General features: G+C 45.9%; 14 protein-coding genes and 4 tRNA genes. 12 read left to right on the top strand and 6 right to left on the bottom strand.

Translation table 11 applies throughout. The features are described 5' to 3' along the window. Positions 1-44: 44 nt before the first annotated feature. Positions 45-350 (bottom strand): FHA domain-containing protein, encoded by a 306-nt coding sequence (locus tag QNM19_RS13680; protein ID WP_049864600.1) that lies wholly within the window; start codon positions 348-350, stop codon positions 45-47. 234 nt (positions 351-584) lie between these two features. Between QNM19_RS13680 and QNM19_RS13675 the strand changes: the two genes are divergently transcribed. Beyond that, on the top strand, positions 585-1415 hold the full coding sequence (locus QNM19_RS13675) for a substrate-binding periplasmic protein (RefSeq protein ID WP_284026800.1): 831 nt from the start codon (positions 585-587) through the stop codon (positions 1413-1415). Positions 1416-1593: 178 nt separating this feature from the next. Here the strand turns inward: QNM19_RS13675 and pyrC are convergent, their stop codons facing one another. Further along, positions 1594-2631, bottom strand: a complete 1038-nt coding sequence (gene pyrC / locus QNM19_RS13670) for a dihydroorotase (protein WP_125564486.1) — start codon at positions 2629-2631, stop codon at positions 1594-1596. Between the two features lie 193 nt (positions 2632-2824). Between pyrC and QNM19_RS13665 the strand changes: the two genes are divergently transcribed. From QNM19_RS13665 to QNM19_RS13645, 5 genes are all read left to right on the top strand, one after another. Next, positions 2825-5224 (top strand): EAL domain-containing protein, encoded by a 2400-nt coding sequence (locus tag QNM19_RS13665; protein ID WP_284026799.1) that lies wholly within the window; start codon positions 2825-2827, stop codon positions 5222-5224. Positions 5225-5744: 520 nt separating this feature from the next. After that, positions 5745-6632 (top strand): LysR family transcriptional regulator, encoded by an 888-nt coding sequence (locus QNM19_RS13660; RefSeq protein ID WP_040645583.1) that lies wholly within the window; start codon positions 5745-5747, stop codon positions 6630-6632. An 82-nt stretch (positions 6633-6714) separates the two neighbouring features. Continuing rightward, positions 6715-7464 (top strand): YdcF family protein, encoded by a 750-nt coding sequence (locus QNM19_RS13655; RefSeq protein WP_049864598.1) that lies wholly within the window; start codon positions 6715-6717, stop codon positions 7462-7464. 158 nt (positions 7465-7622) lie between these two features. Beyond that, the gene (locus QNM19_RS13650) at positions 7623-7982 is read left to right on the top strand and encodes a hypothetical protein (RefSeq protein WP_049864597.1); all 360 of its coding nucleotides are present in this window, start codon (positions 7623-7625) and stop codon (positions 7980-7982) included. Positions 7983-8127: 145 nt separating this feature from the next. Further along, positions 8128-9324, top strand: a complete 1197-nt coding sequence (locus QNM19_RS13645) for an iron-containing alcohol dehydrogenase (RefSeq protein ID WP_284026798.1) — start codon at positions 8128-8130, stop codon at positions 9322-9324. Between the two features lie 11 nt (positions 9325-9335). On the opposite strand, the gene QNM19_RS13640 is transcribed toward QNM19_RS13645, so the two are convergent. Both QNM19_RS13640 and QNM19_RS13635 read right to left on the bottom strand, forming a co-directional pair. After that, entirely contained in the window at positions 9336-9812 is a 477-nt protein-coding gene (locus tag QNM19_RS13640; protein WP_049864596.1) for a GNAT family N-acetyltransferase, read from the bottom strand. 101 nt (positions 9813-9913) lie between these two features. Further along, positions 9914-10567 (bottom strand): glutathione S-transferase family protein, encoded by a 654-nt coding sequence (locus QNM19_RS13635; RefSeq protein WP_049864605.1) that lies wholly within the window; start codon positions 10565-10567, stop codon positions 9914-9916. Positions 10568-10677: 110 nt separating this feature from the next. Between QNM19_RS13635 and QNM19_RS13630 the strand changes: the two genes are divergently transcribed. After that, positions 10678-11508, top strand: coding sequence for a LysR substrate-binding domain-containing protein (locus QNM19_RS13630; RefSeq protein WP_049864604.1), 831 nt, complete (start codon positions 10678-10680; stop codon positions 11506-11508). 121 nt (positions 11509-11629) lie between these two features. Further along, entirely contained in the window at positions 11630-12226 is a 597-nt protein-coding gene (locus tag QNM19_RS13625) for a porin family protein (protein ID WP_049864595.1), read from the top strand. Positions 12227-12268: 42 nt separating this feature from the next. Here the strand turns inward: QNM19_RS13625 and uvrB are convergent, their stop codons facing one another. Both uvrB and QNM19_RS13615 read right to left on the bottom strand, forming a co-directional pair. After that, positions 12269-14281: an excinuclease ABC subunit UvrB gene (uvrB, locus tag QNM19_RS13620; protein ID WP_049864594.1), complete on the bottom strand. Its 2013-nt coding sequence runs from the start codon at positions 14279-14281 to the stop codon at positions 12269-12271. Further along, positions 14278-15657, bottom strand: a complete 1380-nt coding sequence (locus QNM19_RS13615; RefSeq protein WP_284026797.1) for an MATE family efflux transporter — start codon at positions 15655-15657, stop codon at positions 14278-14280. Before QNM19_RS13615 ends, uvrB begins: the two co-directional genes overlap by 4 nt. Positions 15658-16794: 1137 nt before the next feature. Here QNM19_RS13615 and QNM19_RS13610 point away from each other — a divergent pair. The 4 genes from QNM19_RS13610 (at position 16795) to QNM19_RS13595 (ending at position 17178) form a co-directional block, all read left to right on the top strand. Continuing rightward, a tRNA-Asn gene (locus tag QNM19_RS13610) sits at positions 16795-16871 on the top strand. A gap of 20 nt (positions 16872-16891) precedes the next feature. Further along, positions 16892-16968 (top strand) — tRNA-Asn (locus tag QNM19_RS13605). Positions 16969-17002: 34 nt separating this feature from the next. Beyond that, positions 17003-17079 (top strand) — tRNA-Asn (locus QNM19_RS13600). A 22-nt stretch (positions 17080-17101) separates the two neighbouring features. Next, a tRNA-Asn gene (locus tag QNM19_RS13595) sits at positions 17102-17178 on the top strand. Positions 17179-17297: the final 119 nt, after the last annotated feature.

Raw genomic sequence — 17297 nt, 5'->3', positions numbered from 1 at the left:
CACCTGCTTAATCCCTCTTTTTAGAATACCAACCACAAAGAACTTTACTCTGGCGGGGCCAAAGAGCTCACGATAAAGCTATGAGGGTGGAGCTCTGAAAAAGTGATCACATCGCCTATACTCAACACCCTATCCGTTTCTGGCACTATTCTATTTTGATTTACAAACACCCCATTTTTGCTGGTATCGCGAAGTATCCATTGCTCCCCCGTCCAGACAATAACGGCATGATGGCGTGAGATTTCTACTCCTAACACCTGAGTATCCACCTCCCCCTCTGCTCGGCCAAAACGGTGGTTTGGATTAAGAAGAATGTGATCATTGGTTTGCGCTAATAAAAGATGTGCCATGCCTGTGCCTATCTGAGTGTCCTGACGTCGAATTCTGCTACAGTGCGTATCTCGGGAAGAAGAAATACTCTACTTCTGAGCATGAGATTGTAATCCTTGGGTCATAATGATGACATTACGCGACCTTACACAGCTGGCTTTTTCGCCAAAGCGGGTATGCCGTCAGATCTAATGCTGACATCTGAACAGATCTTATCTACATTTAGACTAGGGCTTCCTACAGGAAATGCAGCAGTGTCAGGAGTAGTTAGTGCAAGACAGTGCAGAAACCAAGACAACAGCGGTTCTGGTTACCACCGAGTGAAGCAGTTGGCATGTGTTTTGAGCTTGTTTGCGTGTTTTATAGTGCGTGCCGCCAGCCCGATAAGCGTCACAATATTAGCTGACGACAGCTACCCGCCTTATTCCTATGTTCAGGAAGGTAAATTAGTTGGCATATACCCAACACTGATCCGAGAGGCTGCGAAACTGATCAAAGAAGATTACCTGGTGGAGCTTCGCCCTATTCCCTGGAAAAGAGGCGTTTCCGCGCTCGAAAATGGGGAAGCTTTCGCACTGATGCCACCTTATATCCATCGTGACACCCGTCCCTTTATTTGGCCTTATTCCGTTGCTCTGAAACAAGAAGAGGTTGTGGCATTTTGTAATCCAGGTATCACGTTACAAAACGTCACCCAACGTGATGACCAACAGGCGCCCATTAATATCGGATTGAACGCTGGCTTTCTCATCCTTGATGATGCACTCAAAGAAGCACGAAAAACCGGACGGATTGTTGTCTGGGAAAATAAAAACACCCGTGCGAATATCATTAAACTTTATAAAAAGAGAGTCGACTGCTACATCAATGACAGACTCTCAACTTTGATAGGTATCAGTGAGCTACAAGAACAGCTACCTGGCATAACCGCGCAATCATTTGTCGAAGACCGTGTGGTCCTCAGTCGCAGTGCTCATATCGGATACCTCAAAGGATATGAAGGCCAATATCCGTTTAAATCTGACTTCATAGAGAAAATGGATGAGGCATTAAGTACCGTACTACAAAAAAGTCCGCCGCCGTGAATAGGCGCTCCCTTTCTTTTTTGGCGCCAGTTATGCACTGTGTGAGCCCCTGCTGATCAAACCATAGCAGTATAGAAATGAGTGTCCACATGCGGCAAGTATTGAAGTCTCGCTTTGCACTTGATGAGAAATGGCAGCGCAAAAGAAAGGGCAGCCAGGCTGCCCTCATAAATGTGTCTTAAACTACCTGCCAGTCGATACTGGCACCAGCTTTAATTGGCACAACCTGAGTATCACCCAAGGGGTAAGAGTCCGGCACCTGCCAGCTGTTTTTTTCTAAAGTAATGGTGTCAGTATTACGAGGCAACCCATAAAAGTCTGGGCCGAAGTGACTGGCAAAGCCCTCAAGTTTATCCAGCGCACCCGCTTCTTCAAATGCTTCAGCGTAAAGCTCAATTGCGGCATGTGCCGTGTAAGCCCCTGCACATCCACACGCAGCTTCTTTCTTATCTTTCGCATGAGGTGCCGAGTCAGTACCCAGGAAGAACTTTTTACTGCCACTGGTTGCTGCCCGCAGTAACGCCTGTTGATGAGTATTACGCTTTAAAATAGGCAAACAGTAATAATGTGGACGAATGCCACCTGCCAGCATATGGTTGCGGTTGTATAGCAGGTGATGCGCCGTAATCGTCGCAGCAACATTCTCTGGCGCTGACTCTACAAACTCAACCGCATCTTGCGTCGTAATATGCTCCAGTACAATTTTGAGCTTAGGAAATGCATCAACCACTTTTTTGAGTTTGGTTTCAATAAACACTTTTTCGCGGTCGAAAATATCGATCGAGGAATCCGTAACTTCACCGTGTACCAACAGCAACATACCAACTTCCTGCATGACTTCCAGGATATGGTAGATATTCTCAATGTCGGTTACGCCCGAATCTGAATTGGTTGTTGCGCCCGCTGGGTATAATTTTGCAGCGACAATATGACCACTGGCTTTCGCCGCTCGGATCTCTTCAGCACTGGTGTTATCAGTCAAATATAATACCATCAGAGGCTCGAACTGCCCGCTTGGCTGGGCAGCCAAAATACGTTCCCGGTAAGCCAATGCACTCTGTGTGCAAGTTGCAGGTGGTACCAAATTTGGCATGATGATTGCCCGACCCATATAACGACTGATATCGCGCACAGTGTCAACGAGTACAGCGCCATCACGAAGATGCACATGCCAATCGTCCGGACGAGTGATTGTTAAGGTCTGTTTACTTGTCATTGCTCTTTCCCACTACTGAATTTGCCCGATCATAGGCTGAGCCAGCAGGTTAGTAAAGTTTTTACGCCTAATAGTCCATGTCGTAAAAGTGTCATCAGGTTTACAGTAAATAGCAATTAAATTGCAACATTGACTGTAACGCATGATTTAAGAGCGTTAACATAGTCGAAGATTAAGTAATCAGGCCCGTGCCATGCCAATACTGTCAGAAACAAAACTAGAATCAAAAACCGAACAGTTGAGCATTATTAACCAGTTTTCATCGTCGCTGCTTCAGATAACCCACCTCGATGAACTCTTTGACTATGTTACCAGTCAGGTGGTCAGCCGCCTCGGGTTTGTAGATTGTGTGATTTACCTCACTGATCCGGCTGGCGAATATCTCGATGTCGTCGCCAGTATGGGCGTTGCACATAAGGACATCAGTCACCAGGTCAGCCAGCAAAGGATCCCGGTTGCCGCCGGGATCACAGGTCATGTTGCAAGAACTAAGCAACCCTTCCTTTCAGGTAACGTTGCCCTGGAGCCTATGTATATTGCCGATACCCGACCAGCGCTCTCTGAATTATGTGTCCCTTTAGTGTATGAAAACACCTTACTCGGTGTTATCGACTGTGAGCATCCGGAAGCGGACTACTTTACCCAGGCACATTTGCAGATCCTGTCAACCGTAGCACATTTACTCAGTGCTAAAATTCATCAGGTCAGAACACTGGACCATCTGACGGCCACAGTGACGCAATTGAATGAAGCACAGCAGCTGGAAAAGTGTCTGCTGAAAATCGCCAACATCACTTATCAATCCCGTAACCTGGAAGCCTTTTATGATGAGCTGTACAGCATTATCTGTTCACAACTCCCTGCTGAGAACTGTTTTATCGGACTTTACGATACCCAGCAGGATGTGCTAGAGATTGATTACCTGATAGAAGCCGGTGTCAAATGCAGCGCACATCAGAGAGTGTCTAAAGAGCAGATAAAACACACCGCTTCTTACTATATTATTAAACAGCAGCAGTCTTTGCTGTGCGACCACCAGCAGTTTCTGAGCCACATCGAAAATCAAAATTTTAAAATGGTTGGCCGATCTCCTCGCTCCTGGCTTGGTGTCCCCTTCGTGGTAAATGACCAATATCAGGGTGTCGTTGTGCTGCAAAGCTACGACAACGACCGAGCATTTAGCCGCCACCATAAAGCCATTTTGACCTATATTAGTCGTCAGCTCAGTATGGCCATAGACAGACGCCTTGCCCGCCATGCCCTCGAACACCGGGCATTGCATGATGATCTAACCGGCCTGGCAAACCGCTATTTAATGCTGGAACGGATAAAACATGCCATTTTATCTCTGGGACGAAGTAAACCGACACGTCAGCATTGTCTCCTATACCTTGATTTAGACAGATTCAAAAGCATTAACGATGCACTGGGACACGATGTCGGCGACCACTTTCTGGTAGCCATTGTTAACCTTATCCAGACCTGCATTCGAAAAACGGACACCTTTGCACGCCTGGGCGGTGATGAGTTCGCTATTTTTATGGAGAATATAGGCGACAAACAACAGGTTGAATTAGCGCTGGAGCGGATCACGAACGCCATTGCTAAACCCATCCAAATCGATGGTCACCTGCTGCAAGCCTCCAGCAGTATTGGTGTAGCATTCACTTCCAGTGATTCGGACAGCGCCATCGCACTGCTACAACAAGCCGATGCAGCCATGTATGAAGCAAAATCGGCAGGACGCAGTCAGATCCGATACTTCAATAATGAGATGCGTAAGAAACTGAAGCAGCAGGCTGACATTGAAAACGATCTGCAAAATGGCATTAAAAATGGTGAATTTGAGCTGTATTACCAGCCCATATTCACACTGGCCCGGCCCAGGGTTGTCAGTTTTGAATCCCTGGTACGCTGGCACCACCCAAAAAACGGCCTGGTCACGCCTGATGACTTTATTCCTATTGCAGAGCAAACCGGCCAGATCATTGAGCTCGATTTGCACTTACTCGAATTAGCAGCAAAACAGGTAGCACAGTGGCAAAGTATCGGGATCAGCGACATCAGCCTGACAGTGAATGTCTCATCACGTCATTTCGCTAGCCTGGAATTTGTGGATCAGATTGCCAATTTATATCGCGCCTACGACCTGCACCAGGGGGCACTCAGTCTCGAAATCACCGAATCAGGCTTGATTGAAAACCTCAACCTGGCAACAAAAGTTATCCATGGTCTGTCTCCATTTGGGGTGAAGCTTTACCTAGATGACTTTGGTACCGGATACTCTGCGCTGGGTTACTTGCATCAGCTGCCTATTCATATACTTAAAATTGATAAGAGCTTCATTCAACAGCTCACAGATCAGGACAACCCCCTGGTTGATGCCATTTTGTCGCTGGCAAAATCTCTGGATCTGGAAGTCGTCGCCGAAGGGATCGAAACAGCTAAACAATTTCAGACACTCAGTGGTAAAGCCTGTCAGTACGGACAAGGTTTTTTGATTTCTCACCCTCTTCAGGCAGACCAGGCTTTGGCCTTTTTACAATCGGAGCAGGTCAAATTCACAACCAAAGATATCTCTAATAAGGTATAGCGAAACTGGCGACAGCATGTCGATAAGATCAACGCTGGGTAGCTTATGCCAACTACCCAATCACTGTAGTCTTTATGTCGCCTCCTCCAGGTTGCAACATCATCACTCAGATTAAGAGCCGGTATCCTATACGTCTGACACAAAAACCAGCTTTCTTTGCACTGACGACACAAAAAATGTATGACTACCATGGGCATTAAAGCGCACCACCTTAGATATTCACCAAGCCTCAGCGCAGCCCCTGCAACTCCATCAGATGACGCAGAGATCACAGGTGAGTGATTATTTTCCCACCAAGCGCCTCTCGAAGCTAACATGAGTAAAATTAAATTGTATTTTTTTAAAAAAAAGTCAAATAAAGAATGACAACGCTGTCAAAAATAATGCTATAGTAATTTTGTAAATATTAAGTCAATCGCTGCTGGATTTATAGACGTCTAGACGTTGAATAGCTAGGATTCACAGCGTAATATGGGTGTAATCTGAGTTTTACTCACGTTTAGAATGAGATTTGTTGATGATGATAGATATAAAGCACTTAAAAACCATAGCGACCCTGAAAGAAACCGGATCACTGGTCAATACAGCGCGTGAGTTATTCCTCACTCAGTCAGCACTTTCTCACCAGATCAAAGACCTGGAAAACAAATTGGATTGCCAATTATTTGAACGTAAGACCCAACCTGTGCGATTTACGCCTCAGGGGATGCTATTGCTGGAACTGGCAAATGACGTACTTCCCAAAGTGGAAGCGACCAAATGTCGCCTCAAAGAAAGCCTGAATCAACCGATCTCACAACTTCGGCTCAGTGTCGAATGCCATGCTTGTTTCCACTGGTTACTGCCAACGATTAAAGAATTTAACAATTTCTGGCCTGACATAAAAGTCGATTACGAGCGTGGCTTTAGTTATGACGCAATTCCGGAGCTGCTCAGCGATGAGCTTGATCTGGTTCTGACTTCAGATATTCGTGAACCCGATCAAGTTGAGTATGCCCATATCTTCGACTTTAAACTTAAGCTTATTGTGGCCCCAGATCATGAGCTTGCTAAAAAAGCCTATGTCACAGCCCTTGATCTGAAAGACGAAACCATTATTTCTTACCCTATTCCCAAAGAGCGCCAGGATATTTTCAAACACTTCATCCAAAACGCCCGCTTTGACGGCACGTTAAAAACCGTGGATCAAGGGTTATTGATATTTCAGCTGGTCAGTGCCGGTATGGGTGTTGCGGCCCTGCCGGACTGGCTGGTTACACCCTACGAGAGTCAGGGTCTGATCAAATCAATTCCTTTAGGTGCGCTTGGGTTGAACCGTCCTATGTACTTAGCAATGAAAAAGAATATGAAAGATAACCCGGTATACAGACACTTCCTGAACACCTGCAAGCAATCTGTGAGTCGTTAATCCGCAATCGAGCGGATTTACACTACGCAATTGTACAGCAATAGGAGTAAACTAAGCGCAAACTACATAAACGGATAATTTTATGTTTGAAGTGAAAAAGGTCATTGGCTCATTATTGATGCCTTTACCACTGACGCTGCTATTACTTGCGCTTGCTTTACTGTTTATTGCAAAAACACATCGTAAATCCTATTTGCTCAGCTGGGTGCTTATGATAAGCCTCTGGGCTTTCAGCACCCCTTTTGTTGCAGACAAACTGATAAGCCCCACGGAAGCAAAATTACACCCTTTTCCCATTCATCAACATCAGGATGTCGATTATATCCTGGTACTTGGGTGTGGCCTTAACCCGAATGACAGGCTGACAGCCAATTTACAGCTATCCGGTTGTGCCTTATCTCGCCTCACAGAAGGCCTGAGACTCAGTCATCACTATCCGAAAGCCTATCTGATTGTATCAGGCGCTGGTAGCAGTCGCCTGATGGCTAACACCGCAATCGCATTAGGTACGCCTGCAAGCAAAATAATGCAAAATCCAAAGGCCAGAGACACGGCAGACGAGGCTTTGTTACTTGCAAGCAAACTGGTTGATAGTAAAGTAGCATTAGTCACATCCGCCAGCCATATGAGACGGGCACAGGATTTATTCGCTGCCCAAGGCATTGATACCATTGCGGCACCGGTGCAATTTTATGGTTTCACGAATACACCTGGCTATAAGCGCTTTATTGCAAGTGCATCCGTACTGCAAGCCGTCACCACCTATGCGCATGAAGTGTTGGGTCGACAGTGGATTGCGTTGCGCCGTATGATTGACCCTCAGTCGATATGAACTAGTCCAAAAGTCGGACACATTACACCTAATCACATACTGATTTGCGATGAATCAGAGCTTAAAAGCGCAAAAAATTGAAAAATACCTCAAAAATAGGTATAAATATCGTTTAATCTTAACCTGCGTATCCGCGTATAACACGACTGGGATTTACGATGAGTAAACTAGATAAAACTGAAGTTTTAAGTGCATTTGAAGCCGCATATGAAGCCGCAAACGGCAAGAAGCCTGAGATCACCACTAAGCCTGGCTGGTACAGCATTGACGGTGGTAAAAATATGCGTCTGGCAGATGTAGCAGCTTTGACCGAAGAGCTAACTTCAGGAACAGCCGCAACAGAACAAGCTGCGCCACAGAAAAAAGCAACAACGAAGGCCACTGCGCCTGCTGTTAAAAAAGCAGCACCGTTCACGGTTGTTAAAGCTAATGATGATGGCTATACCGCAGAAGAAGCTTGGATCATTGAACTGGCTGAAAAGGATCACGACTGCCGCCTGCCACGTGGCGTTGTGTAATCGCCTTTTGTGTGGGCCAGCGCTCGCTGGCTCATTACCTTCTAAAGTTTCGACAATTCAGTCACCTGTCACTAAAACTTTGCTATTTCCTGATAACCTCGGCTATGCTTTTGTGCAATGAAACATCACTTGAGCAAAGTAAGCAATGTACCTTCTTTACCGCTGCTATCATTTTTTACTGAAGTCGATTGTCAGATTCTTTGGTATTCCTGCACCTAAGCTATATCAAGGCACACACGGGCTAGATGATGCTATTGCTGACTTATCTTTACCCAGTAAGACGCAGGTCATGGTCGTCACAGACACTGTACTGTACGAGTTAGAGGTCATTAAACCTGTACTCAGTGCCCTGCACACTCGCAACTTGTGTCCTGTTATATACGATCAGGTCCAGGCCAATCCCACGATAGAGAATATTGAACAAGGATATCAGACTTATAAACAACATCGCTGTGAGGCAATCATTAGTGTTGGAGGCGGATCTGTACTGGATGCCGCGAAATTAATCGGTGCCCGTGTTGTCAGACCAAATCGTTCAGTTGACGCTTTCTCTGGGCTGTTTAAGGTGCTTAAAACGCTACCACCCAACATCGCGATACCAACGACTGCTGGCACTGGTTCAGAAACCACAGTTGCAGCGGTATTTAACGACGATAAACATAATAAAAAACTCGCCGCCGCCGATTTTTGCCTGGTACCTCAACGTGCGGTGTTACTCAGCCAACTCACCACAAGCTTACCCGCCGGGATCACCGCCACCACAGCAATAGACGCACTGACACATGCCATCGAAGCCTTGTTAAGTATCAATGCCACCAAGCACACCGATAGCAAAGCACTTGAGGCATGTGCACTCATATTTACCCATTTACCGACTGCCTATCAGGATGGTCAGGATTTAAATGCGAGAGAAAAGCTGTTATATGCCTCGTTTCTGGCCGGACAGGCATTTACCCGAACTTCCGTTGGCTATATTCATGCCATTTCACACCAGCTTACCGCCAGATACGGCACCCCACACGGCCTTGCAAATGCCGTTTTGTTGTTACCTGTGCTGCACTGGTATGGCAGCAGAATACACCCTCGGCTGGCTAAGATTGCTTGCCACTGTAGTCTGACTTCTCTGGACTACCCCGAAGCGCAACAGGCGCAGGATCTCATCACGCATATCACCCACTTACTTGCACAATTGAATATTCAGACTCAACTTAATGAAGTACGCAAAGACGACATTCAATCACTGGCAAGAATGGCACTCGACGAAGCACACCCGGATTACCCGGTACCACACTTTATGGCGCTCCCGGATTGTCAGCATATACTGAGCCAGGTCCGCGCCTGATATGCGATTAATTAGCTTACTGGGCTAGTATCATTGCGAAGCCGCTGACGCGTTACTTTACCCCAGTATGGATCTTGATACGTGTCTTCTTGCATGCCCTCTATCCCGGCAGACGCAATTGCGCGGCGCCAAAACTGGGTTGCATACTCAGCGCCAACGATTTGTTTAATTGTCCACAGACCCGGCTGTTTAGCCCAGAGAGTGTGAGCAAATTGAGCACCTTGTCCTGCTTTACGATATCGCGGCACAATATAAAACTCACACACCTCAAATTCGTCTTTCTGATACTGTGCGATTGCCGCCAGACCAACCGGCGTTTCATTGTCATACCATAGATAACCTGTGACATTTCCTTCCAAAACAGTGTCTAGTGCGAACAAGCCATCCGCGCCGGGGCTTTTATGTGTGAGTACTGAAAACTCAGCCTCATAGGCCTGGGCTAAGTTCAGATAAACAGGCAGGTTATGAGTGTCAACCGGAATAAGCATGCGGCACCTCTATTATTAACTAACATACAACGGTGAGTATATTACGAAATTAAGGATGTAATGTGCAGCATACTCCGGCATATGGGGCGCAGATTGAGTTATTAACGTGGGACACCTGCTTCATCACCAGGGACAACATCCTGTTCAAGCAGCGCCTCCGCACACCACTTTTGCATCGCCGGACATGCCGCTACTTTGTCCATATAAGCTTTGACTTGTGGGCCGAGATCAACGCCATAGGTGATGAAGCGCATCACGACAGGTGCAAACATGGCATCCGCAATACTCCAGCTGCCAAACAACCAACCACCGTGCCCTTCAAATTCGCTTAACTGCGTCTGCCAAATTTGACTGATCCGCGCGATGTCTTTTTGCGCCGCCGCCGATAATTGTACGTGTCTTTGTGCCCTAATATTCATTGGCATTTCCACTCTGAGTGCCAAAAAACCGCTGTGCATTTCTGAACTCAGGGCTCGTGCCCTTGCGCGCAGCTTAGGGCAATCAGGCCAGGCTTCTCCTGATAGATAAGCTTCATTGATGTATTCACAAATCGCTAGCGATTCCCAGATAACCAATTCACCATCAACCAATACAGGCACTTTTTGTGTCGGACTAAGTCCGGACAGCGCTTTGTAGAATCCCTCCGTCTCCAATTTAAGCGCCACTTCCTCGAAATTTAGTTGATGCCTTTCAATTATTAACCAAGCTCTTAGTGACCAGGTAGAGTAGTTTTTGTTTCCGATATAGAGTTTCATTGTCGTCCTCAAGTCATTGCATGTATTTGTTAGCTGCTCTACTTTAGGTTGCATATTAATCTTAAACCAGCGGATAATTCTGATATCAAACATCAATATCTCTTATGGATATGGACATAGAATCTCTTCGTAGCTTTATCGCCTGTGTTGAAAACGGCAGCTTTACCCGTGCGGCCAGCCAGCTGCACCGAACTCAGTCAGCAATCAGTATGCAGATGAAAAAACTCCAGCAGGACGTAGGGAAACCCTTATTTGAGAAGTCTGGTCGTAAACTACATCTGACTCAGGATGGGCACACTTTGATGCGCTATGCCAGACGGTTAGTGCGTTTACACGATGATACCCTGGCCTCCATGCGCAGCAGCGAACACATAACTCAGCTCAGACTTGGGTGTCCTGACGATTATGCTGAGACTATTTTACCTGCACTCGTTAACCAGCTACATCAACACTGGGCAAACCTGGAACTGGATATTCACTGTATGTCCAGCAATCGAATAAAAGATGCGTTAGACCAGGGCGAATTGGATTTAGGCATCATTACGCGCAGTCCGGGTTCTGAGGAAGGGTTACTCCTCTATCATGATCAAGGTGTCTGGGTAGGGACACCAAGCTCCCAAGTCCCATTGCCACTGGCCATATTTCAGCGAGATTGCCGCTTTCATCAGGCAGCCACCGAAGGCCTGATGAAACAGGAACGACCCTTTAAAGTCATCGCAAATTGTGGCAGCGCTTCGGCTTTACGCGCGTTGGTAAAAGCAGACCTGGCGGTAGGCGCATTGGCAAAAAGTAGCGCACAGGATCTTAATATCATTACACACTCAGGTCTTCCTGCACTCCCAGCCATTGAAGTGGTGCTGATCAGAAGCAATACGACTGCTAACCCGGTGAAGGAAGATGATCTACGCACTATCTGTGATGCAATCCAAAGTATTGATTAGTCCATTAATCTTTGCTCACATTCACCCTACATGCGCTTACATTTTATGACAGGCCACAAACAGACTCTCACAAGGAGTCTGCTTAAACTTGTCAGCAAGTTAATCAAACGGAATGACAGCAATGAAATCTTTATCTCTCCTCACACTCGTTTTTGCAGTTTCAGCCTCTTTCGCATCACAGGCTGCACAACATGATGAACAACACCGCGTAGGTGCACAACTATTCGGCGGCAGCGCTTCTTATAAAAGCTCTGATCAGGATGGGGATGGCGTTACGCATGTTTATGCATATTATAACTATCAGTATGATTCTACCTGGGCGCTGGAAGCGGGTATCAACACAGGTATGGAAGCGGATGAGTGGAAATGTACAGATGACAACGACGACAAATTTACCTGTACACGCAATGACAAGGCGTTATTTGAAATTGGCGCAAACGAGTTGGACTATGACAACTTTGTACTTGCAGTAAAAGGCCAGTATCAGCTCACCGAGAATAACTACTTATACGGTAAGGTCGGTGCACACTATTACGATTACGAAATTGGCTACAAAGGTAAAAACATGGTCGAAGAAGATGGTGTCAGCTTTTTAGCAGAGGCCGGCTGGCAATACGATTGGGACAGCGGTCTGTCAGTTAATGCGGCTATCCAATATATGGATATGGGCGACCTAGATACCTCAAGTTTGGGTGTAGGTGTCAGCTATCGCTTCTAAATAAAGAAGTAAAACGCGCAGCTACAGGCTGCGCGTTTAGTATTAGCTCTGTAATAATTGCTGCTGTAATAGCTGCACTTCATCGCGTATACTCGCCGCTTTCTCAAACTCCAACTCACGCGCATACTGCATCATCTGAGACTCTAATTGCTTAATCTGCTCTGTGAGTTCAGTCACACTCTGACCCTGCTTGGCAACCGCCGGCCGCTTCTCTGTTTTCGAGATCTTCGCAGCTTGTTCCGGCGACACTTCTTCACCTAAGTCCATTACATCAGTGATCTTTTTAACCAAGGCTTGTGGTTTCAGGCCATGCTTTTCATTATAAGCATGTTGAATGGCACGACGCCGCTCCGTTTCATCGATTGCCTGACGCATGGACTTAGTTACCACGTCACCATACAAAATCGCTTTACCATTAATGTGTCGCGCAGCCCGACCAATCGTCTGGATCAGAGAGCGGGTCGAGCGTAAAAAGCCTTCTTTATCTGCATCCAGAATCGCCACCAATGACACTTCTGGCATGTCCAGGCCTTCACGTAGTAAGTTAATACCAACCAACACATCAAAGACACCTTTGCGCAAATCACGGATAATCTCCATACGCTCCACAGTATCTATATCCGAGTGTAAATAACGCACCCGGACATCATGATCATTGAGGTAGTCGGTCAAGTCTTCCGCCATGCGCTTGGTCAGCGTTGTAACGAGAACCCGCTCCTGCAGCTCAACCCGTCGATAGATTTCCGAGAGCAGATCATCAACCTGAGTCGTAACCGGGCGCACTTCCAATATAGGATCGAGTAGTCCTGTCGGACGGATCACCTGCTCAGCCACTTCCCCACTAGAGCGCTCAATTTCATAATCACCTGGTGTCGCCGAAACATAAATCGTTTGCGGTGCTATCGCCTCAAACTCTTCGAATTTGAGGGGACGATTGTCCATGGCAGAGGGCAACCTGAATCCATATTCAACCAGGTTTTCTTTACGGCTGCGATCTCCCTTATACATAGCACCTATCTGTGACACCGTGACATGAGATTCATCAATGATCATGAGCGCATCGTCTGGCAAATAATCCAGTAAGGTTGGCGGTGGCTCACCGGGAGCTCGTCCAGATAAATAGCGGCTATAGTTTTCAATGCCTGAGCAATATCCAAGCTCCGTCATCATCTCAATATCATATTGCGTACGCTGAGCAACCCGCTGCTCTTCTACCAGCCGATTGTCAGTCAACAATTTATTGCGACGCTCTTTGAGTTCCAGTTTGATTTTCTCAATCGCATCTAAGATTTTCTCGCGCGGCGTGACGTAGTGAGTTTTTGGGTAAATCGTGGCGCGCACTAAGTGCTTTTCAACAGCACCGGTGAGCGGGTCAAACATACTGATACGTTCAATTTCTTCATCGAACATTTCCACCCGGATCGCATAGGTATCCGATTCTGCCGGAAAGATGTCAATAACTTCCCCCCTGACCCGATATGTGCCACGACTAAAATCCATATCGTTGCGGGTATATTGAAGTTCCGCCAGGCGTCTCAACATAGCTCGTTGCTCCATGGTTTCACCCACTTTAAGCAACAGCATCATTTTCATGTAAGAGTCTGGGTCGCCCAAACCATAAATCGCAGAAACCGAAGCAACAATGATCGTATCCCGGCGTTCCAACAAGGCTTTTGTCGCAGACAAACGCATCTGTTCTATATGTTCATTGATTGAAGCGTCTTTTTCTATAAAGGTATCACTGGCAACGACATACGCTTCAGGCTGGTAATAATCATAATAAGAGACAAAATACTCGACCGCATTGTTGGGGAAAAACTCTTTCATCTCACCATACAACTGCGCCGCGAGCGTTTTATTGTGCGCCATAATAATGGTTGGCCGATTCAAGTTATGAATAATATTGGCCATGGTAAAGGTTTTACCTGTACCGGTTGCCCCTAGCAAGGTCTGATGTGCCAGGCCGGCTTCTAATCCGTCGCATAACTGTGCGATGGCCGTAGGCTGATCGCCATTGGGTGAAAACTCGGAAACCAGGTCAAAGACATCACTCATACTGTTTTCTCCTGAGGTTGGCTCACTTGCATCGCATTTAGGGTACTTGTAAACCATTTATACGCCAACATGGCGGTGAACAGGTTACCAATTGCAGCACCAATAAACAGCCCCTGGATACCAGCAAAATGTGACCCCAGGTAGGCACAGGGCACATAAAATATAAACAGACGAATTATGCTCAAAACTAATGCCCGCATTGGCTTATGTAATGCATTAAATGACGAATTAGTGAGAATGATGACCCCTTGCAAACCATAACTCAGAGGCAAGGTATAGATAAATAGTTTAATAATGTCTATCACCTGAGGTTCATCACCAAATGCCTGACTGATCCAGTGTGAAGCTGCAATAAGCAAGATGTAGATAGCAAATTGCCATGCCATCACAAATTTCAAGGTAGTCCGATAGGCATCTTCAACACGCTGATATTTCTGAGCACCGAAGTTCTGACTAACAAAAGGAGGTAAAGTCATAGACAGCGCCAATACCACGAGGCTGGCAATAGATTCTATACGACTGCCAACACCAAACGCAGCCACAGCTTCTGCGCCATAAGTGGCAATAATTGCGGTCATGACTGCCATGGCAATTGGCGTGAGCATATTCGCCCCGGCTGCTGGTAAGCCAATCTTGAGTATTTTACTGGTCGCCTGAAAAATGCTCTGCTGGGGACTGGAGAATTGTAGTAAACGCTTCTTAACCGCCAGTAAATATAGAATAAATACAACACCAACGCTCCAGGCTATCACACTGGCTATCGCAGCACCTTTCACGCCGAGTTCAGGAAATGGACCGTAACCAAAAATCAGCAAAGGGTCCAGGATCGCATTAATAAGTCCACCCAAGCCCATAATCAGGCTTGGTGTTTTCGTATCTCCACTGGCCCTGAGGATAGAGTTGCCTATCATCGGCATAATTAAGAACACAGCCCCTGCAAACCAAATCGAAATATAGTCGTAGATATAAGGCATGGTTTGCGGACTTGCGCCCAGTAAAGTGAATATAGGCTCAATTAATACATAGCCAATGAGCGACAAAACAGCAACCATCACCGCGGAGACTAATAAAGCGACAAACCCATCAAACTTAGCTTCATCCATATTATTAGCGCCCAAAGCTTTAGCAATGACCGCCGACGTACCAATACCAAGTCCGATTGCAAGACTGATGACAGTAAAGGTAACAGGGAAAGTAAAGCTCACTGCTGCCAGCGGCTCTGTACCTAGCAAACTAATGAAAAAGGTATCAATTAAGTTAAAACTCATCAGAGTGATCATGCCAAATATCATAGGGACGGTCATACGTCTGAGCGTTAGGGCGATTGACCCATTGAGAATATCACTACCTGGACTTGATTGACTAACTGCGGACATAGTTTGCTTTACCTCATGTAGAAGCGGGTATTCTAAAGGATCACCCTCTGGGATGCACTCAATTAAACAGCCATTTATAGGTAGATACTATACGTACACCCTGCCTATCTAGATGTCACACCTTGTTGCATTTTGCCTCTATCTCAATGCGCTTACACTAAGTTGCTCATTCACGGGCATACAATAATGAAAGCGATTTATGCCAGAATGCTTACCACGCCTAGATAGGTCAATAAAATTGTTTTATTGGGGTATTTCACACCAACTCAAACATATTTAGGAAAAAGTCGGTTTTTTATCGTATCAGAACTTGATTCGGGTCACTTTTTGCACATTGTTGGTGCTGGTAAGAAATAAATCCGTCATATTGTGCATTTCTCATTCCAGATTGGTGCAAATTTGATAAAGCTTTGAATAATAACAACAAAATATTTTTTACCAAAACCCTTGCATCGTCGCTATGCCCCGGAATAACTGGCTTTGTAAGACTTTTTAAAGTTTAATAAACAATGTTATCCACAGATTCCGTGGATAACTTATCTCAGCCTTTAAAAATAAAGGCCTAGCCTACGATCCAGACAAAGGATCGCGACATATGCGATGATCCTGAAACCGCCAGATTGGGATCAGGCCACAATACAGAGCAGGATCGCATCTCATTAGACCAATATTAAAATATTGCAAATTTGAGGCAAAACGAGCAAAAACAGCATAACCAATTGATATGTAATAACTTTTAATATTCCACAACATTTATATGCAATAATTCTGTATATATTGAGTAATTTTTGTGCAATAAATTCCAATTATACTGGATTGTTATTCGATCATTTTCGGGATCTTTCGCGGATCTCACAAGGCAATCATTATTGATCCCAACTAAAGTGTAAAAAAAGCTCTCTTCGAACAAAAATAAGACATAAACACCAAAAATTATACATTTCGTGGCTGGACCGAATCCCCTGCTCTACGTTCACAATGGCTGCTATTGCCATCCAGAGGCTAAACAGGCAGCTAAAAAAGGGGCAAATCGCGCATTAATTCAACGAACGGACTGCTTTTTTACAATTCAATGATTTTTATTGTTGACACCTTGCCTAGCGGTCATTAATATTTCGCCCCGTTGAGAGACATGCTTCCCCCTTAGCTCAGTTGGTTAGAGCGACGGACTGTTAATCCGCAGGTCCCCCGTTCGAGTCGGGGAGGGGGAGCCAATCTTTCAATATAAAACGATTCCCCCTTAGCTCAGTTGGTTAGAGCGACGGACTGTTAATCCGCAGGTCCCCCGTTCGAGTCGGGGAGGGGGAGCCATACTTTATTGGCTTATCGTTTATACTCTAGAAGTTCCCCCTTAGCTCAGTTGGTTAGAGCGACGGACTGTTAATCCGCAGGTCCCCCGTTCGAGTCGGGGAGGGGGAGCCATTTAGAGTAAGTTCATACTTGTTCCCCCTTAGCTCAGTTGGTTAGAGCGACGGACTGTTAATCCGCAGGTCCCCCGTTCGAGTCGGGGAGGGGGAGCCAACCTACTACTCTCTTCTAAATTATTCTTGTTTTTCTTGTATATCTTTTTTCAATTGTTCGAATATATTAGACTTTTTCTAATGAATGCTCTACCCTACAGGCATTCTAGGCGGCTATTT

Source organism: Pseudoalteromonas ardens (assembly GCF_030125445.1).
GTDB lineage: Bacteria > Pseudomonadota > Gammaproteobacteria > Enterobacterales > Alteromonadaceae > Pseudoalteromonas > Pseudoalteromonas ardens.
This window is presented reverse-complemented; position numbering and strand designations above follow the sequence as displayed.

Bases quoted from the DNA above. Each gene is read 5' to 3' on its own strand.
- QNM19_RS13680 (WP_049864600.1), bottom strand. From the start codon at position 350: ATGGCACATCTTTTATTAGCGCAAACCAATGATCACATTCTTCTTAAT.
- pyrC (WP_125564486.1), bottom strand. From the start codon at position 2,631: ATGACAAGTAAACAGACCTTAACAATCACTCGTCCGGACGATTGGCAT.
- QNM19_RS13665 (WP_284026799.1), top strand. From the start codon at position 2,825: ATGCCAATACTGTCAGAAACAAAACTAGAATCAAAAACCGAACAGTTG.
- QNM19_RS13660 (WP_040645583.1), top strand. From the start codon at position 5,745: ATGATAGATATAAAGCACTTAAAAACCATAGCGACCCTGAAAGAAACC.
- QNM19_RS13655 (WP_049864598.1), top strand. From the start codon at position 6,715: ATGTTTGAAGTGAAAAAGGTCATTGGCTCATTATTGATGCCTTTACCA.
- QNM19_RS13650 (WP_049864597.1), top strand. From the start codon at position 7,623: ATGAGTAAACTAGATAAAACTGAAGTTTTAAGTGCATTTGAAGCCGCA.
- QNM19_RS13645 (WP_284026798.1), top strand. From the start codon at position 8,128: ATGTACCTTCTTTACCGCTGCTATCATTTTTTACTGAAGTCGATTGTC.
- QNM19_RS13640 (WP_049864596.1), bottom strand. From the start codon at position 9,812: ATGCTTATTCCGGTTGACACTCATAACCTGCCTGTTTATCTGAACTTA.
- QNM19_RS13635 (WP_049864605.1), bottom strand. From the start codon at position 10,567: ATGAAACTCTATATCGGAAACAAAAACTACTCTACCTGGTCACTAAGA.
- QNM19_RS13630 (WP_049864604.1), top strand. From the start codon at position 10,678: ATGGACATAGAATCTCTTCGTAGCTTTATCGCCTGTGTTGAAAACGGC.
- QNM19_RS13625 (WP_049864595.1), top strand. From the start codon at position 11,630: ATGAAATCTTTATCTCTCCTCACACTCGTTTTTGCAGTTTCAGCCTCT.
- uvrB (WP_049864594.1), bottom strand. From the start codon at position 14,281: ATGAGTGATGTCTTTGACCTGGTTTCCGAGTTTTCACCCAATGGCGAT.
- QNM19_RS13615 (WP_284026797.1), bottom strand. From the start codon at position 15,657: ATGTCCGCAGTTAGTCAATCAAGTCCAGGTAGTGATATTCTCAATGGG.